Consider the following 19,592-nt stretch of genomic DNA (forward strand, 5'->3'; position numbering starts at 1 on the left):
TATGGATTTAATTACACATTATAGTGCGGCTACTGTAAATGTTTGTTGGATATATTGGGGGTTTTCTATTTCATCTACCAACGCAATTGCAAAATCTGCATAACTGATTTGTGGCTCTCCATTTTTGTCATATAAAATAGTGTCTGTACCCGATTGGTAAAAGCCCGTTCTTTTCCCGTTGAGTATATAATCACGCGCGGGAGCTATATATGTCCAATTCACATCGTTTAGTTTGCTTAATGAAAGATGTATTTCTTCCAATATTTGAGATGGTTTATTCCATTTACTATCCACCGTTTGAAAAACTTTTTGGGTTCTTGAATTATTCGTATAAAAATGCCCCGCAGAACCAATCCAAATTAATCTTGTACCAGACCCGGAAAATATTTTAGCCAAATGATTAACTACACTTCGATGTTCTTGTTCCCTTCCCAAGGGAACACCGTAAGCATTTACCACCGTATTAAATGGTACAATATCATCACGGCTCATGTCCAAAATATCTTTTTCAATGTAAGGAATATCTGTGGTCAAACGGTCTGGATTTCGGACAATAGCGGTTACATCTAAATTGCGTGATAAGGCTTCTGCTACAATCAATTTTCCTGATTTTCCCGTTGCTCCTATTACTGCTATTTTTTTCATACCCTGCAATTAAATCTGTGTATGTCCACCGTCCACAACAATATCGCTTCCTGTAATGTAACTGCTTTCATCTGATGCAAGAAATAATGCAACTGAAGCGACCTCTTCAGGTTGTCCCATGCGTGCGAGAGGGATTAACGTTACTGCTGCTTTTTTCAATTCTTCAGCACGTTCAACACTACCTGACATTTCTACTATGACAGGCGTTTCAATCGGTCCAGGGGTAATAGAATTTACACGAATTTTACGGTCTTTTAATTCTGCTCCCCAAGTTCGGGCAAATGAACGGATAGCCGCTTTTGTTGCTGCATACGTTGTAAATGACGGAATACCAATCATACGATTTTCTGAACTCATTAAAACAATTGAACCATTATCACGCAACAACGGCAATGCCTTTTGAGCCGTGAAAAATGTACCTTTTGCATTTACGTTGAACGTTTTGTCAAAATGTTCGGATGTAGCATTTGCAAGTGTCATTTCTTCAATGAATGCAGCATTTGCGACAATAATATCAAGGTGTCCTTTCTCTTGTTTTATGATTTCATATAATTTGTCAAGATCTGAAAGGTTGGAAATGTCGCCTTGAACTGCTGTTACATTTCGCCCTATTTTAGATTTCGCAGTTTCCAAATCCTTTGCACTTCTGCCCGTTATGAAAACATAAGCTCCCTCATCGACAAATCGTTGCGCAATAGCAAATCCAATACCGCTACTACCGCCCGTAATCACGGCTATTTTTTCGTTTAATTTTAATGTACTCATTTTCAAAGTTTAAAAAAAAGCTCACGGTATAATTAAAAACCGTAAGCTCTTTAGGGTTAATGTTGTTTTAATTAGGGTTGCAATAAAGGTTTTGCCAATCCTTTACCTTTATCTATTGAAGTTTCTGGAACGATTGCAATTTTATTATTCCTCATTGATTTATAATTTTGAAAATCTATTATAGATCAAACTTCACACCTGTGAGTTCTTCACTTAAATTCCAAAGTCTATCAGCGTTGTGTGGGTCAATGGCGTAGGGCATAACGCCTAACTGGCGTGTTGAATCATCGCTCGCCCAATTGATGCCTTTGCTGGTGTCTACTACGTTTGCCACTTCTGTATTTTCGCAATACACACCGCCAATTTCATTCAGCTTCGGATTTGTTGCACACCAAACTTGCGTGGAAGCCCCTTGTTCTACGGTTTTTAATTGTTTAAAAGGGTCGATAACAGGATTCCCTTCCGCATCAATTACGCCAAATGCCTGTAATTGTTCTTTTGAAAAATTACGTCCCAATTCAGTAGAAACAATACTTCCGGGGTGTAACGAGAATGCCCGAATATTATCTGATTTACCTCTTTTATCAATGCCGACTGACAAGAGAATATTTGCTGTTTTGGATTGACCGTAGCCCAACATCGGTTGATATTCGCGGTTAGTAAAATGTGGGTCATCAAAAATAACTTCTGATTGACGGTGAGCCCAAGCTGATACGGAAACTACCCTTGCTCCATTGGCTTTTTTCAATGCATCCCATAAACGAACGGATAATTGAAAATGTCCCAAATGGTTTGTAGCAAAATGATACTCGTAGCCCCGGTCATCCAATGTCAATTCCGGCAAAGCCATAATTCCGGCACTCAAAACCAAAATGTGAAGTGGTCTTTCGGTTGCAAGAAATTCGCTTGCGAAATTATCAACAGAAGCAGGATTGATTAAATCCATTTCCTTTATTTCTACGTTAGCAATTCCTTGTAGATTCTTCTTTGCTTTTTCGGTATCTCTTGCAGGTACGATAACCGTAGCTCCTGCTTCTGAAAATGTCTTTACCGTTTCTAATCCCAAGCCTGCGTAACCGCCTGTTACAATAGCTATTTTTCCTGTCAAATCAATTCCTTTAATCACTTCTGTTGATGTGGAAGCTGCATTAAAACCTGAATTTATCGGTTTCTGTAATACTGAATGCTCATTAATATGTTCCATTTTTAAAAATTTTATTGGACAAAATTAAATCACTGGTGATTTTATTGTTTTGTTTTAAAGACCTATTTTACTTTGTTTTAAAGACCTATGATCGATATATTTTTTTCGAATACAAAAAAGATTTTGGTTTTCATTCGATATGATATAGGCATTGAATTATTTACCGGCGGGTATTCAATATCATAGTAACAGGATTATCATTCGCCAGCATAATCAGTCCATTTACCATTACCCTTCCTTTAGACATGGCAAGTGCCGAAAAGTTCCCCGGACTTGCCATCCTGGTGCATTTCTTTCGTGTTTTAGCATTCCTAACGCTCGTTCCTTTTTTGACCGTAAAAAGCAGTAAGATATATACTGTAATTTATTTCGAAACAGTGTTCCAACCGTTTCATTGGTGGACAATCTATATATATTCTTGTGGTAAGTAACCATAATAATATGAACGACAAATAAGAAAAACAGGAAAAAAGAAAATGCTTATCTTTCCTGTTTTTGTATATTTGTACTTGATTTACAAGGAATTTGAGTAAATATGAATGCAATGAGCACCATTACCAAATCGTTACCGGAAACGACTTCTCATCTTGTAAGCTACTCTTTATAAGCTACTTTAGCTTTTTCTAACCTTTTTTCGTATAAAAAAAGTTAAAAATTTGTTTGGTATAAAACAATTAATTCAATAGCTTTGTTATGCAAGCATAGCAATTAATGAAACAGCAGGAAACCGTAGATTATTTTTTAAAGGTGGTTTGGCAGAACATGGCCAATACCTATAACCAGATTGCATCTGGCTTTGGAATAACGCAGGCTATTGGTTATGTGCTCATTAATATCGAAAAAGAGGGAACAGCCGTTTCGAAGCTTGCCGGTCTTCTGGGTGTAAAGGCAACCAGTTTATCGAGGATGCTCAATAACATGGAAGAGCTTGGTCTCATTTACCGGGAAACCTCTGCGGGCGATAAACGTTCGGTTAAAGTCTACCTCACAGAGTTTGGTGTTGAAAAGCGGCACCTGGCCCGTGAAGTAGTGATTTCCTTTAATGAATATCTGAATGAAAATCTGAGCAGCCAGGAAAAAAATAACCTGGTGTTAACACTGCAGAAATTGAATAAACTCACTTTAGCATATACAAATACGAATGTAAATGATGAACAAAAAGATAAATAAAGTAACCGTACTTGGCTCAGGAATTATGGGTTCTCGTATTGCCTGTCACTTTGCAAATATAGGAGTAGAGGTATTGTTGTTGGATATTGCTGCAAAGGAAGGTGCAAAAAATGGAATTGTTGATGCAGCATTACAAACGGCGGTTAAAACGAATCCTTCTCCAATTTATTCAAAAAAGGTGCTGAGCAAAATTACTACCGGTAATTTTGAAGACGATATGCCTAAGATTGCCGGTTACGACTGGATCATTGAGGTTGTGGTAGAGAACCTGGACATCAAGAAAAAAGTGTTTGAGCAGGTAGAGCAGTTTCGCAAACCCGGAACTTTGGTTACCTCCAATACATCCGGGATTCCGATCCACAAGATGGCCGAAGGAAGAAGTGATGATTTTAAAGCAAATTTCTGCGGAACACACTTTTTTAACCCGCCGCGTTATTTAAGACTGCTGGAAATTATTCCTACGCCACATACTAAGCCGGAACTCGTTGATTTTTTAATGCATTATGGAGATAAGTTTTTAGGTAAAACCACGGTTTTATGTAAAGATACGCCTGCATTTATCTCTAACCGCATTGGTGTATATTCCATCATGGCTTTACTGCACCTGGTACAGAAGATGGATCTTACCGTTGAAGAGGTTGATAAATTTACAGGCCCTGCCCTTGGCCGGCCAAAGTCAGCCACCTTCCGGACTACAGATGTAGTGGGTTTAGATACCATGATTAAAGTTTCTAAGGGTTTGTATGACAACTGCCCGGATGATAAGGCCCATGATCTTTTTAAACTTCCGGATTATATAGAGAAAATGGAAGCCAATAAATGGCTTGGCGATAAAACAAAACAAGGATTCTATAAAAAGACAAAAACTGCTGATGGAAAAACGGAGATCCTGACACTGGATCTGAAAACACTGGAATACCGTCCGCAGCAAAAAGTAAAGTCTGCTACGCTGGACCTGACGAAATCTATTGAAAATGTGAAAGACCGTATGAAGGTTTTTGCAGCAGGTAAAGATAAAGCAGGTGAGTTATTTAGAGCTTCATTCTATGGCTTGTTCGAATACGTTTCTGACCGGATTCCTGAGATCTCTGATGAACTGTACCGGATTGATGATGCCATGCGTGCCGGTTTTGGCTGGGACCTTGGGCCGTTTGAGGTTTGGGATGCCGTTGGCATCAGCGATGCGGCAGAAGGAATGAAGCAATATGGACATGAGGCCGCGCCATGGGTTCATGAACTGCTTGCAGCAGGTCATACTTCCTTCTATAAGGTGGAAGATGGTACTAAAAAGTATTACGACATTCCTTCTAAAACTTATAAAGCCGTTCCTGGAACTGAAGAATTTATCATTCTGGATAACCTAAGGACCAATAAGGTGATCTGGAAAAATTCTGGTGCCTCTATTATTGATCTGGGTGACGGGATCATCAACGTTGAGTTTCATTCTAAAATGAATACCATTGGCGGCGATACCTTACAGGCAATCAATAAAGCAATTGATCTTGCAGAAAAAGAGTACAGAGGGGTTGTGATTGGAAATGATGGTGCTAATTTTTCTGCCGGTGCCAATGTTGGAATGATCTTCATGATGGCTGTTGAACAAGAATGGGATGAATTGAATATGGCGATCCGGATGTTCCAAAATACGTCTATGCGCATTCGCTATTCATCCATTCCGGTTGTTGTGGCTCCTCACAACCTGACCCTTGGCGGTGGTTGTGAATTTAGTTTACATGCAGACCATGTTCAGCTGAATGCAGAAACCTATATGGGACTCGTTGAGTTTGGCGTTGGGGTAATTCCTGGCGGTGGCGGAACGAAAGAATTCGCACTGCGTGCCTCTGATGAATATAAAGAGGATCAGATTGTTCAAAATGCATTAAAAGACCGTTTCCTAACCATAGGTATGGCTAAGGTATCCACATCTGCCGTAGAGGCGTTTGAACTGGGTTATCTGCAAAAAGATAAATACTCCATTTCTATGAACAGGAGCCGGCTAATTGCTGATGCCAAAGCTAAAGCCATTGAACTGGCAGAAGCCGGTTATACCAGGCCTGTTCCGCGTAAGGATATCCGGGTTCTTGGAAAACAAGGCCTTGGAATTGTTTATGCAGGTGCAAATACAATGTACTCCGGTCATTATATTTCGGAGCATGATAAGAAGATCTCTGAGAAATTGGGTTGGGTAATGTGTGGTGGTGACCTTTCTTCTCCAACTGAAGTGACAGAACAATACTTACTTGATCTGGAAAGGGAGGCATTTTTATCGCTTTGCGGCGAACGTAAAACTTTGGAGCGCATCCAGAGCATTGTAACAAAAGGTAAACCTCTAAGAAATTAATTAGGCTAATAAAAGATACTGACATGCAGGAAGCATATATAATAGCAGGATATCGTACCGCAGTGGGCAAGGCCCCGCGTGGTGTATTTCGTTTCACAAGGGCCGATGATCTGGCCGCTGAAGTAATCAGGCACCTGGTTGCATCTGTTCCGAACTTAGATAATGAACAAATTGATGATGTAATTGTAGGGAATGCAACCCCCGAAGCAGAGCAGGGCCTTAACATTGGCCGCATGATCTCGTTAATGGGACTGGATACGGATAAAGTACCCGGTGTTACCGTAAACCGGTATTGTGCATCAGGATTGGAAACCATCGCAACGGCTGTTGCTAAAATTAAAAGCGGAATGGCCGATTGTATCATTGCCGGTGGTGTAGAGGTAATGTCCGGAATGCCCTTTGGTGGCTGGAAGGTAGTGCCGAATGCAGATGTGGCTAAAAATAATCCAGACTGGTATTGGGGGATGGGCTTAACAGCAGAGGCCGTGGCCAATGAATACAAAGTGAGCAGGGAAGATCAGGATGAGTTTGCATTTCAATCCAATATGAAAGCAGTTGAAGCGATTAAAAATGGTCATCTTAAAGCAGGTGTTCTGCCCATAACCGTGAATGAAAACTACCTGGATGCTGCAATGAAAAAACATACCAGAACCTATGTAGTGGATACCGATGAAGGGCCAAGAGCAGATACTTCTTTAGAGAAGTTGGCGAAACTTAAACCGGTATTTGCGGCTGATGGGAGCGTAACTGCCGGTAATTCATCGCAGACTTCAGATGGTGCTGCATTTGTACTGGTAGTTTCTGAAAAGAAAATGAAAGAACTGGGTGTAGATCCCATTGCGCGCCTGGTAAGCTATGGCGTAGCAGGTGTGCCGCCAAGAATTATGGGGATAGGCCCAATATTCGCAATTCCTAAAGCCTTGCAGATGGCAGGTATGAAACTGGAAGATATAGACTTGATTGAACTGAATGAAGCATTTGCTTCTCAGTCGCTGGCCATTATCAGGACCCTCGGTTTAAATACAGAGAAATTGAATGTAAATGGTGGTGCCATCGCATTGGGGCATCCGCTGGGTTGTACCGGGGCTAAATTATCCGTGCAGTTATTTAATGAATTAAAAAGAAGAGATCAGAAATATGGTATGGTCACCATGTGCGTAGGTAGCGGACAAGGTGCAGCTGGTATTTTTGAAATGCTTTAATCTTATACATATGGAAACTACAGACAAAAAAACAATTAAAGGTGGCGCGTTTTTGATAACAGAAACCAATTACCAGGATGTATTTATTCCTGAAGAGTTTGATGAAGAGCAAAAGATGATTGCGCAAACCTGCCGTGATTTCTTAGCAGCAGAAGTATTCCCTCATCTGGACCGGATTGATACCCAGGAAGAAGGATTGATGCCTTCGCTAATGGATAAAGCCGGTGAACTTGGAATCTTAGGTGTTTCTATACCTGAAGAATACGGTGGCTTTGGAAAGAACTTCAATACTTCCATGCTCGTTGCTGATGTAATTGGCGCCGGACATTCTTTTGCCGTTGCCCTTTCTGCACATACCGGGATTGGTACGCTGCCCATCTTATATTATGGAAATAAAGAACAAAAAGATAAATATATTCCTAAGCTGGGTACTGGCGAGTGGAAAGCTGCCTATTGTTTAACAGAACCCAACTCAGGCTCGGATGCAAACTCCGGAAAAACGAAGGCGAAATTAACCGGTGATGGTAAGCATTATGTGATCAATGGTCAGAAAATGTGGATTACCAATGGTGGTTTTGCAGATGTCTTCATTGTATTTGCAAAGATTGATGACGATGCCAATTTAACTGCTTTCATTGTGGAACGTGAGTTTGGTGGAATTACCATGAACCCTGAAGAGCATAAAATGGGAATTAAAGGGTCTTCTACCCGTCAGGTTTTCTTTAATGATTGCCATGTTCCGGTAGAGAATATGCTTTCTGACCGTCAGAATGGCTTTAAGATCGCTGTAAATATTCTGAATATCGGAAGGATCAAGCTTGCTGCAGCAGCAATAGGTGCCTCAAAATCAGTGATCGATACTGCTATTAACTATTCCAATGAACGGATCCAGTTTGACCGCCCGATCTCTAAATACGGTGCCATCCGGTTTAAACTTGCTGAGATGGCGGCTAAGGTATATGCCGTTGATTCTGCCAACTACCGCGCCGGACAAAATATTGACGATGCCTATGATGCTTTAGTAGCTGAGGGTATGGAAGCCAGTAAAGCTAAATTAAAATCTACTGAACAATTTGCTGTAGAATGCGCCATCCTGAAAGTTTGGGGTTCTGAAGCCCTGGATTATGTGGTGGATGAGGGTGTTCAGATCTATGGTGGTATGGGCTTCTCTGCCGAAGCACCAATGGACAGGGCGTACCGTGATGCCCGGATCAACCGGATCTTTGAAGGTACCAATGAGATCAACAGGCTCCTTACTGTAGACATGATGCTTAAACGCGCCATGAAAGGCGAACTGGATCTAATGACCCCCGCTACAGCAGTAGCAGGAGAGCTGATGTCCATTCCTGATTTCGGTGACGAAGATGATACACTGTTTGCTGCGGAAAAAAAGATCATTAAGAACTTGAAGAAAGCGACATTAATGGTCGCAGGTTCTGCCGTGCAAAAGTTAATGATGAGCTTATCAAAAGAGCAGGAAATCCTGATGAATATTGCAAATATGGCCAGCTATGTTTATGTGGCGGAGTCTGCAATGTTAAGAACGGAAAAATTAGTAAGCCTTCGCGGTGCTGAAGCATGTGAAGGTCAGCTTAACTTGATGCGTATTTATTTTGTTGAAGCAGTAGACGGCGTTCAAAAGGCCGGAAAAGAAGCACTATGGGCTTTTGCTGATGGCGATGAATTAAAGATGATGATGGTTGGTTTAAGAAGATTTACCAAGATGGAAGCTTTTAATGTAAAAGATGTCCGTCAAAAAGTAGCGCAGCAATTGATCGCTGCCAATAAATATTGTTACTAGTCATAACAATTCATAATTAAAACTGGGGCGCCCTTAATTCGTTAAGGGCGTTTTTTATTTGCCACATTTTGCTGTGGGACTATAATGTTAAAATTGGTTAAAAATTGTTCTATGACTAATAAAAGACTATTTTTGTGCATTATGTTAAAAAGTTGGCTTTTTCTGGGACTGATTTTCAGCATCGTAGTGATCTCTGCGTGTCAAAAATCAGAAGTCTATGATGAAAGCAGCCAGTTTGTTAAGGATGAAGAACTGATCAAAAAATGGTTAGACTCTACTAAGATCCCAATGTTAAGGGATAATAATGGGGTATATTACCAGATCCTGGCCGCGGGTACAGGAACTGAGTCCATTGAATTAAACGACAGTTTAAATGTTTTGTACGCAGGCAGGTTACTTCGTTTTGGAAGTCTGACCGCAGACACTTCTTCTTTTAGCAGAACAACAGATACGGCAACCTATAAGTTCCGGTTAAAAAATGTAATGCCAGGCTGGCAGTATGGATTGCCTTTGGTTAAACAAGGCGGAAAGATCCGGTTACTGATCCCATCGCCCCTTGCTTACAAGGATTACACCGTAACTGGGGTACCACCCAACTCCGTGTTGGATTTTACGATTGATTTAAAAAAAGTAGTTAAATAAAATAACATGTTAAAAAAATTATCTTCATATACCTTTGTTTTGCTGGGTCTTGCAGTTCTTTTAAATTCTTGTAAGAAGGAATATGAATCCATTGAAAATATAGACGATCAAAAAATACAACAATACCTAAGTAATAATAACGTGGCCAATGCCATTCAGGATCCTGAAAAAACAGGATTTTATTACCAGGTAACTACTCCGGGAACAGGCACGCTTTATACAAACACAGATTCTGTAAGGTATTCTATCACGGTGAGCTCCCTGTTGAATGGAACGGAATATTATTCGACACCATCTTATCTTAATTTAGGTACAAGGGTTGGTTATACTACTTCATTTAACGGCAAGGCCATTCCTGCAATTCTAACTACCATTAAAGCACTTAAACCTGGTGGCGTAGCTACGATCATCCTTCCATCTTACCTGGCTTTTGGTAAAAATGGTTTAGAGGCGATCAATGTTCCTTCTAATGAGATTATTGCACTAAAGGTTACTACCTATGCAGAGAAACAAGCGGTGCTTGACGATCAGCACATTACTGCATTTTTAACAACTTCCGGATTGGTAGCTACAAAAGATCCGTCCGGTGTTTATTACCAGATTCTTGAAGCCGGTACCGGAACAGAACCGATCACTTCTCAATCCGAACTGACCCTTAATTATTCCGGACGTACGCTGGATGGTGTTGAGTTTCAGTCCAGTTTAGATGAAGCACAATATGTATTGCCGCAACTAATTGAAGGCTGGGGTATTTTAAAGAACTTTAAGAAAGGGGCGAAGGTTCGCATCGTTGTGCCATCTGTTTTGGCTTATGGCCATGCAGGTCGCGTAGATACCAGCACAGGGGCAGTTTTGATCACTGGTAATGCTTCACTGGATTTTACAATTGATATTCTGGATGTAGAAAATTAATATTAAGGCAGCACTATTCGTTTAATGCTGCCTTAAATACTTTTAAGATTCTTTCTCTTGCAAAAGCATGATCAACAATAGGTTTGACATGCTTTTTTTGTTGATACTCCGGTACCCACTTATTGATGTATGCATAATGCGGATCAAACTTTTTTGTCTGCAGTTCCGGATTAAATACCCTAAAGTAAGGGGCAGCATCATTACCGCATCCGCAGGACCACTGCCAGCCGCCAACGTTACTTGCCATCTCATAGTCCAGCAGCTTCTCTGCAAAGTAGGCCTCGCCCCATCGCCAGTCTATAAGTAAATGCTTGGTCAGAAAACTCGCAACGACCATCCTAACGCGGTTGTGCATATAACCCGTTTCATTTAGCTGCCGCATTCCGGCATCTACCAGCGGATACCCGGTTGCACCAGCACACCAGGCCTTAAAATCGGCTTCATCGTTTCTCCATTTAATACGGTCATAAGCAGGTTTAAATGCGGTGGTAACGATACGTGGAAAATGCCAGAGAATCATCATGTAAAAATCCCGCCATGCGAGTTCTGAAAGCCATTTGTCGGCATTTTCTTCCAGCGCCTGCCGTGCAGCCCTTCTGATGCTGATGGTTCCGAACCTTAAATGGACACCGATGCGGGTGGTTGCATCTTCTGCTGGGAAATCCCTTTTCTCCTCATAGGCATCCAGCTTATTCTCAAGCTGTAATGCCGGGAATTTCTGCTTAGATCCGTTAAAGCCTATGTCCTTTAGTGAAGGGAAGGATAGCTGGTCTGTTTTGAACAGGTTTTTTAAGTACTTGTCTACAGGGTAAGACTTCAGATAAAAATCTTTAAGCTTTTGTTTCCATTGCTTAAAATAAGGGGTAAATACCGTATATGGCTTGCCGTCTGCTTTTACCACTTCAGCTTTCTCAAATATAACCTGATCTTTAAATGTTTTGAATTCAATCTGCTCAGAAGCCAGATACTCCGCTAAGGCCGCATCCCTTTCCTGAGCATAAGGCTCATAATCATGATTGGTAAATACGGCTTTAACGGTATAACTGTTCAGTACTTCTGTCCAGCATGTTTCCGGAGTGCCGTACTTTATCAGTAAAGATGAGCCATATGTTGTCAGCCTGGACTGGATGTTTTGCAGGGTTTGGTGGATAAAGGTAACCCTGGCATCTTCCCGGTCAGAAAGCTGGTCCAGGATGTTTCTGTCAAAGATAAAAAGCAGGAGAACCGGATAGGGGCTTTTAAGTGCAGCATATAATGCAGCATGATCTTCCAGTCTCAGGTCTCTTCTCAGCCAGCAAACACTTATTTCTTTGCTCATTTATAGATATCGGTTAAGGCAGAATCCAGTTGGGTGTATTTGAATGTAAAGCCGGCATCCAATAGTTTTTGTGCCGAAGTGTTGGTGCTCATCAGGGTAACCACACTCATCTTACCAAGGATCATTTCGAGTACTTTTTCTGGCACATGAATTGGCCATACCGGACGGCTTAACCTGGCAGCTATTGCTTTGGTCAATGTCTTGTTGGTTACCGGAAAAGGAGCGCAGGCATTATAAGTGCCTTCATATACCGGATTTTCGACTGCAGTCTGGAACATCGCAATGATGTCGTCAATGTGTACCCATGGAATCCACTGCTTACCGCTTCCTAACGGAGCGCCTGCAAAGAACCGGATGGGCTTATCAAGTGATGCCAGTGCACCTTCTCCTTTGCCCAGAATAAAGCCAATTCTAAACTTAACGATCCTTAAGCCGACTGAGCGTCCCTGGTCAACAGCCTCTTCCCATAGTTTAGTGCAATGGGCAAGGAAGCCGGTCCCGGCAGCAGCCTCTTCAATCAGTATTTCTTCTTCCCGGTCTCCATAGTATCCGGCAGCTGATGCAGAGATCATGTTTTTTACCGGTGCCGCGGTTTCGTTAATCGCCTTATAAAGCAATTGAGTACTCAATACCCTGCTGTCTATGATTTGTTGTTTGCGCTCTTTGGTCCACTTTTTTTCTGCAACTGACTCTCCTGCAAGGTGAATAATGGTATCTACACCATTCATGCAGTTCAAATCTATTTCTTGTTTATATACATCCCAGGTGTAAACTTTTGCATTTTTTATAGGGGTTGATTTTCTCGAGAGTACAGCAATTGAATGCCCTGCACTATGCAGTGCCTGGACCAGCTTTTTACCGATCATTCCTGTTGCTCCCGTAATCAGGATTTGTTTTTTCATAATTGAATCACCTTATGTTTGTACTTTAATTCAGCAAAATGGGGTTTTGTCCACCATTTTTTGTTTTGCTTATGTAAATATTGCTTTATGTATACGTAATTAGATATAAAATCGTATATTTTTGTATTCCATAATGTAAAATTCATCAGCAAGTTAATGAAGTTTAAGAAAATATTGGTTTGGTTTAGGAACGATCTCCGCTTACATGATAATGAAATGTTGGTAGAGGCCATAGCCAAATCAGACTATATTTTACCGGTTTATTTTTTTGATCCCAGTCTGATTCAGGAAACACGTTTTGAAACTTCGAAATCAGGAATTAACAAAGTTCAATTTCTGCTGGAAAGTATTTCTGCTTTAAGAGCCGCTTTTCAAAAATTAGGTGGAAACCTGCTTCTGGTAAATGGTAAACCCGAAGATGAAATGGCAAAACTCGTTGAGAAATACGACATTTCTGAAGTATACCATCACCGTGAAGTAGGGCCTGAAGAAACTGCCGTATCCGCTAAGGTTGAAGATCTGCTCTGGAAACATAAGATCAACTTAAAGCACTTTATCGGACATACGCTTTACAATAAAGAAGATCTTCCCTTTCCTATAAAAGACATTCCCGATATTTTTGCCCAGTTTAAGAAGAAGACCGAACGCGATGCAATCGTTAAAGCCTGCTTTGAAGAACCTGCGGTAATTAACTTTGTTGGTGGTATTGAGAACGTTAAGAACGCTGAGAACCTTGAGCGCATTCAAAATTCCGGGATCATTGAAAGCAAGGAATGGGGTGAACTGCCAACTTTGGATGCATTAGGTTTTGAAGTTAACACCTCACCAGATCTATATACCAAAGGCGGAGAAGCTGCCGGACTGGAGCACCTGGAGCACCTGCTTAAGGAAGGCTCTGATATTTACCTGAAAAGCGTAAAGGGCAATTCGGATAAAGCAGGATTCTCTTCAAGGCTATCCTCATGGCTGGCCCTCGGTTGTTTGTCGCCGCGAAAAGTATACTGGATGGTTAAATCTGCGGAAGGGAAATTCGGAAACAACACCAACTTTAACCAAATCTTTTTAGGGCTGCTCTGGCGGGATTATTACCGCTTTATGTTTAAAAAGCATGGTGTTAAATTCTTTCAGGAACCAGAACTGGAAAAATGGGTTGCCGAACCAGAAACGATCTATAACGCGGCCATCCGGAAATGGAAATCTGCAGATACCGGACATGTGCTGGTAGACCGCTACATGAAAGAACTGAATGAATCCGGATTTATTCCGCATGCAGCAAGACTGCTTGTTGCTACTTATCTGGTTCATGTTTTAAGGGTACACTGGATCTATGGTGCCGCCTATTTTGAAGAGAAACTATTGGATTATTCTCCTGCAAGTAATTGGGGAAACTGGGCAAATGTAGCCGGTGCCGGTCTGGACCTGAAATCTAAAAATGTATTTGATTTGGACAAACAGATTAAAATTCTGGATGTCGACGTTTCTGCCGCTCCAACATATGCCTGATCTCTGTTTTTATAACTTATTGTAAATCAAAAAATTACTTAGTATATTAATTCCTGTTTTATGACGGGTATTTTAATCGTGCAATAAATACTAAACAAAAATTGTTTTTTAAACAAAGTTGTTTAACATTTGTTGTAACTAAGAGACGTGAAGAATTTTTCCATTAGCGATATTGAGGCCTTAATCGGCATAAAAGCCCATACCATTAGAGCCTGGGAAATTCGGTACAATCTTGTACCGCCAAAACGAACACCTACGAATATCCGTTATTATACGGAAGAAGATCTCAAGTCCCTTTTAAATATTGTTGCCTTAAATGAGAACGGCTATAAGATTAGCAGAATTGCTAAGATGAGCCAAAAGCAAATCTCAGACCTGGTTATACAACTTAAAACCGATTGGAAAAACGACTCTATACAGATCCTTAACCTTTCTAATGCAACGCTGGAATATAACGAAGAGGTTTTTTCTGAAACCCTCGCTGGTTGTATCGATGAAATGGGCCTGGTAAAGACCATGGATCTCGTGCTGTTTCCATTCATGAAAAAGATAGGTATGCTTTGGCAAACAGGAACCATTGATCCCTCTCACGAGCATTTTGCATCTAACCTGATCCGTGACCGCATCATTGTGGAGATTGATAGGGTAGAAAAGCCAAAGCGTAAACATCCTAAACGGTTTCTCCTGTTTTTACCTGAAGCTGAAATGCATGAGACCGGGCTATTGTTTACCCGTTATTTACTCAAGAAATGCGGACATGAAACACTGTATCTCGGATCTGAAATTCCATATCCCGACCTGGTCAAAGTAGTCGCATCATACAAGCCTGATTATGCATTTATTGTGCTTACCTCCTTAAATTTGGGGAAAGATATCAATAAGGTTATTGGCAAAGTGATGGATAATCTGAATGTTCCGTTGCTGGTGGCAGGAAGTTTGATCTCTGAATTTGATATTCTCGTAAAAGATCAGCTTACGCCATTGAAAAATGTTTGCGATATGACTGAGTTTCTTGAAGAATTATAAAGAAATTTACCTGTTTTATAAGGTAAAATCCTAATTTTGCAACACTTATAGCAATTAAACATAATGGATAATTTATCTTATCTCAATGGCGCAAATGCCGAATACATAGAATCCTTATATCAGTCATATAAAGAAGATCAAAATTCAGTCGAATTTGGATGGCAGAAATTCTTTGAAGGCTTCGACTTTGGAAGAGGTGCTGCCGGCGCTGAAGTGAGTGCAGAAACACCTGAGCATTTTTTAAAAGAAATTAACGTTTTAAACCTCATCAACGGTTATCGCCAGCGCGGCCATTTGTTCACGCAGACTAACCCTGTGCGCGAAAGACGTTTACACTTGCCTACCCTCGACCTGGAAAACTTTGGCTTAACCAAAGCTGATCTGGATACCATCTTCAATTCAGGAATTGAAATTGGAATCGGTGCTGCTAAACTTAGTGATATCATTGCTTTTTTAAAGCAGACTTACTGCCGCTCTATTGGCGCAGAATACAAATATGTACGTACTCCTGAAGTACTTCGCTGGATTGAAGGAAAGATGGAAAGCGTACGCAATACACCAAACTTTTCCATCGATGAGAAAAGAAGGATCCTTAAGAAATTGAATGAAGCCGTTAGCTTTGAGAATTTCCTGGGTACCAAATTTCTTGGTCAGAAGCGCTTCTCCTTAGAAGGTGCGGAAGCTTTGATCCCTGCACTGGACTCTGTAATTGAAAAAGGCGCTGCACAGGGAATTGAAGAGTTTGTAATTGGTATGGCACACCGCGGACGCTTAAATGTTCTGGCCAATATCATGCAAAAGACCTATAAAGACATTTTTGCAGAATTTGAAGGTAAAGGTTATAGTGCCGAATCTCCTTTTGGTGGTGATGTTAAATACCACTTGGGATATTCTACAGATGTTACCACCAATAACGGTAACAGTGTGCACTTAAGCTTATGCCCCAATCCTTCTCACCTCGAAACCGTAAATGGGGTGGTAGAAGGAATGACGCGCTCTAAAATAGATTTTAAATATGGCGGTGATAATGCCCGGATTGCACCAATACTAATTCATGGTGATGCGTCTGTAGCTGGCCAGGGAATTGTATATGAAGTAATCCAGATGGCCAGCCTGGATGGTTATAAAACCGGGGGAACGATCCACCTGGTGATCAATAACCAGATCGGTTTTACCACAAATTATAAAGATGCCCGTTCGAGTACGTATTGTACCGATATTGCAAAGGTAACCCTCTCGCCGGTATTTCACGTAAACGGTGATGACGTTGAAGCATTGGTATATGCCATTAACCTGGCTATGGAATACCGTCAGAAATATAAAAATGATGTGTTCATTGACATTCTTTGCTACCGCAGGTTTGGGCACAATGAGGCCGATGAGCCTAAATTTACCCAGCCGCTTCTTTACAAAAGCATTGAAAAACACGCCAATCCACGTGACATCTATATTCAGCAATTGATTGGTGAAGGTAAAATGGAAGCCAGCCTGGCCAAGGAAATGGAAAAAGAATTCCGCAGCCTTTTACAGGAACGCTTAAATGAAGCCAAAGAAATTAAATCTACCTATCAGGATGTGAAATTTGGCGGTGCATGGGCAGATATGCGGATTGCCACGCCTAAAGACTTTGAAAACTCACCGGATACTTCAGTTAAGAAAAGCACGTTGCTGGAGATCGCTAAAAGAATCAGCACCTTGCCTTCTGATAAAAAATTCTTTAAAAAGATTGAAAAGCTTTTTGAGGAACGCAGTAAAATGGCAAGCACTACACATGTGTTTGACTGGGCTATGGGTGAGCAGCTGGCCTATGGAACAATCCTTGCTGAAGGTAAACGTGTGCGCCTAAGCGGACAAGATGTTGAACGTGGTACGTTCTCTCACCGCCATGCGGTTCTAACCCTTGAAGATTCTGAAGAAGAATATATCCCATTGGCTAATATCTCTGATCAGCAGGCACCTTTCGATATTTACAACTCGCACCTGTCAGAATATGGCGTTCTTGGATTTGAATATGGCTACGCCATGGCTAACCCGAATGCATTAACCATTTGGGAAGCTCAGTTTGGAGATTTCTTCAATGGGGCACAAATTGTAGTAGATCAATATATTGCCAGTGCAGAAACAAAATGGCAACGTGAAAACGGACTTGTTCTATTATTGCCGCACGGCTATGAAGGACAAGGCCCTGAGCACTCTTCTGCACGGATTGAGCGTTTTATGGAGCTTTGTGCAGATTATAACATGCAGGTAACCAATTGCACTACACCTGCAAACTTTTTCCATGCGTTACGCAGACAATTTAAACGCGACTTTAGAAAGCCTTTGGTGGTATTTACTCCCAAAAGTCTGCTGCGCCATCCGCAGTGCGTTTCTAAGCTGGAAGAGTTTACCGATGGTAAATTCCAGGAAGTAATTGCCGATCCGAATTTAAAGGCAGCAGACGTAACCCGTGTATTGTTCTGCAGCGGTAAGATCTATTATGAGTTGTTGGAAAAACAACAAAAGGACCAGATCAAAGATGTAGCCATTGTTCGTGTGGAGCAGCTGTACCCAACACCATTAGAACAAATGGAGTCGGTGTATAAAAAATATAAGCATGCAAATGAAGCGGTATGGGTACAGGAAGAGCCTGAAAATATGGGTGCCTGGCCGTATTTATTGCGCAGACTTAGAAAAACCAGTTTTAACGATATTGAGGTTATCTCAAGGAACGAAAGCAGCAGTACCGCTACCGGATTTGCAAAACAACATGCAGATCAGCAGGCATACATTTTGGCCAGGGCGTTTGAGATGCCTGTTACTGAGAAAGAGCAAAAGATTGCTAAAAAATCAGTGAGTAAAGTATATAATGTAGATTAAAAAATAATACACTATTATGAGCATAGAAATAAAAGTTCCGCCAGTTGGCGAGTCGATAACCGAAGTTGTTTTATCCCGTTGGGTAAAAAATGATGGTGATGCAGTAGAAATGGATGAAGTAATTGCCGAATTGGAATCTGATAAAGCAACCTTTGAACTGACTGCAGAGCAGGCCGGAACTTTAAAAACAGTAGCTGCAGAAGGGGATACCCTTGCTATAGGTGCTGTAGTTTGTAAAATTGAAGATGGCGGTGCTGCACCTAAGTCTAAAGAGGAACCTGCTGCTCCAAAAGAAGAAAAAGCAGTTGTTGCTGAAGATAAATCGGCTGCACCAGTAGCTGAAAAAACTGGCGACAGCTATGCAACAGGTACCCCGTCACCTTCTGCCGGTAAAATATTGGCAGAGAAAGGTGTGGATGCAGGGTCTGTAAAAGGTTCTGGTGTGGATGGACGTATTACTAAAGAAGATGCCTTAAAAGCAGAGAAAGCTCCGGCAGCGCCTGCAGCAAAAGCGGCTCCAGCAGCTGCGGCACCAATTGTACCTGGTTCAAGAAATGAACGCAGACAGAAAATGTCCCCGTTACGTAAAACCGTTGCTAAACGACTGGTTGCCGTTAAGAATGAAACGGCCATGTTAACTACGTTTAACGAAGTGAACATGAAACCGATCATGGACCTGCGTAGTAAATATAAAGATCAGTTTAAGGAGAAATTTGGTGTTGGCTTAGGCTTCATGAGTTTCTTTACCAAAGCAGTATGTGAGGCCTTAAAAGACTTTCCGGCTGTAAATGCACGTATTGATGGAGAAGAAGTGGTATACAATGATTTTGCAGACATTTCAATTGCCGTTTCTGCACCTAAAGGTCTTGTGGTTCCAATTATACGCAATGCTGACAGCATGAGCCTTGCTCAAATTGAGAAAACGGTGATCGAACTGGCTACTAAAGCACGTGATAGTAAATTAACGATTGAAGAAATGACAGGCGGAACGTTTACCATTACCAATGGTGGTGTTTTTGGTTCTATGATGTCTACTCCAATCATAAACGCACCACAATCGGCAATTCTTGGAATGCACAATATTATTGAGCGTCCAATTGCAGAAAAAGGTGAGGTGGTGATTCGTCCGATGATGTATGTAGCTTTATCTTATGATCACCGGATCATTGATGGCAGGGAATCTGTAGGCTTCCTGGTTCGCGTTAAGCAGTTGCTTGAAGATCCTGCACGGTTACTTTTAGGCGTTTAAAAAATAAGGGCCATAATAACCGGCTTTAAAATATACAGGCTGCTTTCAATCCG

Annotated in this window: 15 protein-coding genes; 10 read left to right on the plus strand and 5 right to left on the minus strand. The window is 41.3% G+C overall.

What is annotated here, in order from left to right; translation table 11 throughout:
• Positions 1-18: 18 nt before the first annotated feature.
• The 3 genes from ATK78_RS11665 to ATK78_RS11675 all read right to left on the minus strand — a co-directional run bounded on the left by ATK78_RS11665 (position 19) and on the right by ATK78_RS11675 (position 2,614).
• Positions 19-645 (minus strand): NAD(P)-dependent oxidoreductase, encoded by a 627-nt coding sequence (locus tag ATK78_RS11665; protein WP_133576249.1) that lies wholly within the window; start codon positions 643-645, stop codon positions 19-21.
• 9 nt (positions 646-654) lie between these two features.
• Positions 655-1,410: an SDR family NAD(P)-dependent oxidoreductase gene (locus ATK78_RS11670; RefSeq protein ID WP_133576250.1), complete on the minus strand. Its 756-nt coding sequence runs from the start codon at positions 1,408-1,410 to the stop codon at positions 655-657.
• Positions 1,411-1,588: 178 nt separating this feature from the next.
• Entirely contained in the window at positions 1,589-2,614 is a 1,026-nt protein-coding gene (locus ATK78_RS11675) for an SDR family NAD(P)-dependent oxidoreductase (RefSeq protein ID WP_133576251.1), read from the minus strand.
• Positions 2,615-3,325: 711 nt separating this feature from the next.
• Between ATK78_RS11675 and ATK78_RS11680 the strand changes: the two genes are divergently transcribed.
• The 6 genes from ATK78_RS11680 to ATK78_RS11705 all read left to right on the plus strand — a co-directional run bounded on the left by ATK78_RS11680 (position 3,326) and on the right by ATK78_RS11705 (position 10,682).
• The gene (locus ATK78_RS11680; RefSeq protein WP_133576252.1) at positions 3,326-3,784 is read left to right on the plus strand and encodes a MarR family winged helix-turn-helix transcriptional regulator; all 459 of its coding nucleotides are present in this window, start codon (positions 3,326-3,328) and stop codon (positions 3,782-3,784) included.
• Positions 3,765-6,125 (plus strand): 3-hydroxyacyl-CoA dehydrogenase/enoyl-CoA hydratase family protein, encoded by a 2,361-nt coding sequence (locus tag ATK78_RS11685; RefSeq protein ID WP_208112360.1) that lies wholly within the window; start codon positions 3,765-3,767, stop codon positions 6,123-6,125. The genes ATK78_RS11680 and ATK78_RS11685 overlap by 20 nt, the downstream gene beginning before the upstream one ends.
• Before the next feature lie 23 nt (positions 6,126-6,148).
• Positions 6,149-7,327 (plus strand): acetyl-CoA C-acyltransferase, encoded by a 1,179-nt coding sequence (locus tag ATK78_RS11690; RefSeq protein WP_133576254.1) that lies wholly within the window; start codon positions 6,149-6,151, stop codon positions 7,325-7,327.
• Positions 7,328-7,337: 10 nt separating this feature from the next.
• Positions 7,338-9,128, plus strand: coding sequence for an acyl-CoA dehydrogenase family protein (locus ATK78_RS11695; RefSeq protein ID WP_133576255.1), 1,791 nt, complete (start codon positions 7,338-7,340; stop codon positions 9,126-9,128).
• Between the two features lie 141 nt (positions 9,129-9,269).
• A complete protein-coding gene (locus tag ATK78_RS11700; protein WP_166664862.1) occupies positions 9,270-9,770 on the plus strand; it encodes an FKBP-type peptidyl-prolyl cis-trans isomerase in 501 nt (166 codons plus the stop codon).
• 6 nt (positions 9,771-9,776) lie between these two features.
• Positions 9,777-10,682, plus strand: coding sequence for an FKBP-type peptidyl-prolyl cis-trans isomerase (locus tag ATK78_RS11705; protein ID WP_133576257.1), 906 nt, complete (start codon positions 9,777-9,779; stop codon positions 10,680-10,682).
• A gap of 13 nt (positions 10,683-10,695) precedes the next feature.
• On the opposite strand, the gene ATK78_RS11710 is transcribed toward ATK78_RS11705, so the two are convergent.
• Both ATK78_RS11710 and ATK78_RS11715 read right to left on the minus strand, forming a co-directional pair.
• A complete protein-coding gene (locus ATK78_RS11710; protein ID WP_133576258.1) occupies positions 10,696-12,000 on the minus strand; it encodes a cryptochrome/photolyase family protein in 1,305 nt (434 codons plus the stop codon).
• A complete protein-coding gene (locus tag ATK78_RS11715; protein ID WP_133576259.1) occupies positions 11,997-12,902 on the minus strand; it encodes a TIGR01777 family oxidoreductase in 906 nt (301 codons plus the stop codon). The genes ATK78_RS11710 and ATK78_RS11715 overlap by 4 nt, the downstream gene beginning before the upstream one ends.
• A gap of 156 nt (positions 12,903-13,058) precedes the next feature.
• On the opposite strand from ATK78_RS11715, the gene ATK78_RS11720 reads away from it, so the two are divergent.
• The 4 genes from ATK78_RS11720 to odhB all read left to right on the plus strand — a co-directional run bounded on the left by ATK78_RS11720 (position 13,059) and on the right by odhB (position 19,539).
• Positions 13,059-14,405 (plus strand): DASH family cryptochrome, encoded by a 1,347-nt coding sequence (locus ATK78_RS11720; protein ID WP_133576260.1) that lies wholly within the window; start codon positions 13,059-13,061, stop codon positions 14,403-14,405.
• Between the two features lie 147 nt (positions 14,406-14,552).
• Entirely contained in the window at positions 14,553-15,431 is an 879-nt protein-coding gene (locus tag ATK78_RS11725; protein ID WP_243732507.1) for a MerR family transcriptional regulator, read from the plus strand.
• A gap of 63 nt (positions 15,432-15,494) precedes the next feature.
• Entirely contained in the window at positions 15,495-18,290 is a 2,796-nt protein-coding gene (locus ATK78_RS11730; protein WP_133576261.1) for a 2-oxoglutarate dehydrogenase E1 component, read from the plus strand.
• 16 nt (positions 18,291-18,306) lie between these two features.
• Positions 18,307-19,539 (plus strand): 2-oxoglutarate dehydrogenase complex dihydrolipoyllysine-residue succinyltransferase, encoded by a 1,233-nt coding sequence (gene odhB, locus ATK78_RS11735; RefSeq protein WP_133576262.1) that lies wholly within the window; start codon positions 18,307-18,309, stop codon positions 19,537-19,539.
• The last annotated feature ends 53 nt before the right edge of the window (positions 19,540-19,592 follow it).

Source organism: Pedobacter metabolipauper (assembly GCF_004362715.1).
Classification (GTDB): domain Bacteria; phylum Bacteroidota; class Bacteroidia; order Sphingobacteriales; family Sphingobacteriaceae; genus Pedobacter; species Pedobacter metabolipauper.

Bases quoted from the DNA above. Each gene is read 5' to 3' on its own strand.
- ATK78_RS11675 (WP_133576251.1), bottom strand. From the start codon at position 2,614: ATGGAACATATTAATGAGCATTCAGTATTACAGAAACCGATAAATTCA.
- odhB (WP_133576262.1), top strand. From the start codon at position 18,307: ATGAGCATAGAAATAAAAGTTCCGCCAGTTGGCGAGTCGATAACCGAA.
- ATK78_RS11730 (WP_133576261.1), top strand. From the start codon at position 15,495: ATGGATAATTTATCTTATCTCAATGGCGCAAATGCCGAATACATAGAA.
- ATK78_RS11720 (WP_133576260.1), top strand. From the start codon at position 13,059: ATGAAGTTTAAGAAAATATTGGTTTGGTTTAGGAACGATCTCCGCTTA.
- ATK78_RS11685 (WP_208112360.1), top strand. From the start codon at position 3,765: ATGAACAAAAAGATAAATAAAGTAACCGTACTTGGCTCAGGAATTATG.
- ATK78_RS11670 (WP_133576250.1), bottom strand. From the start codon at position 1,410: ATGAGTACATTAAAATTAAACGAAAAAATAGCCGTGATTACGGGCGGT.
- ATK78_RS11715 (WP_133576259.1), bottom strand. From the start codon at position 12,902: ATGAAAAAACAAATCCTGATTACGGGAGCAACAGGAATGATCGGTAAA.
- ATK78_RS11710 (WP_133576258.1), bottom strand. From the start codon at position 12,000: ATGAGCAAAGAAATAAGTGTTTGCTGGCTGAGAAGAGACCTGAGACTG.
- ATK78_RS11700 (WP_166664862.1), top strand. From the start codon at position 9,270: ATGTTAAAAAGTTGGCTTTTTCTGGGACTGATTTTCAGCATCGTAGTG.
- ATK78_RS11690 (WP_133576254.1), top strand. From the start codon at position 6,149: ATGCAGGAAGCATATATAATAGCAGGATATCGTACCGCAGTGGGCAAG.
- ATK78_RS11665 (WP_133576249.1), bottom strand. From the start codon at position 645: ATGAAAAAAATAGCAGTAATAGGAGCAACGGGAAAATCAGGAAAATTG.
- ATK78_RS11705 (WP_133576257.1), top strand. From the start codon at position 9,777: ATGTTAAAAAAATTATCTTCATATACCTTTGTTTTGCTGGGTCTTGCA.
- ATK78_RS11680 (WP_133576252.1), top strand. From the start codon at position 3,326: ATGAAACAGCAGGAAACCGTAGATTATTTTTTAAAGGTGGTTTGGCAG.
- ATK78_RS11695 (WP_133576255.1), top strand. From the start codon at position 7,338: ATGGAAACTACAGACAAAAAAACAATTAAAGGTGGCGCGTTTTTGATA.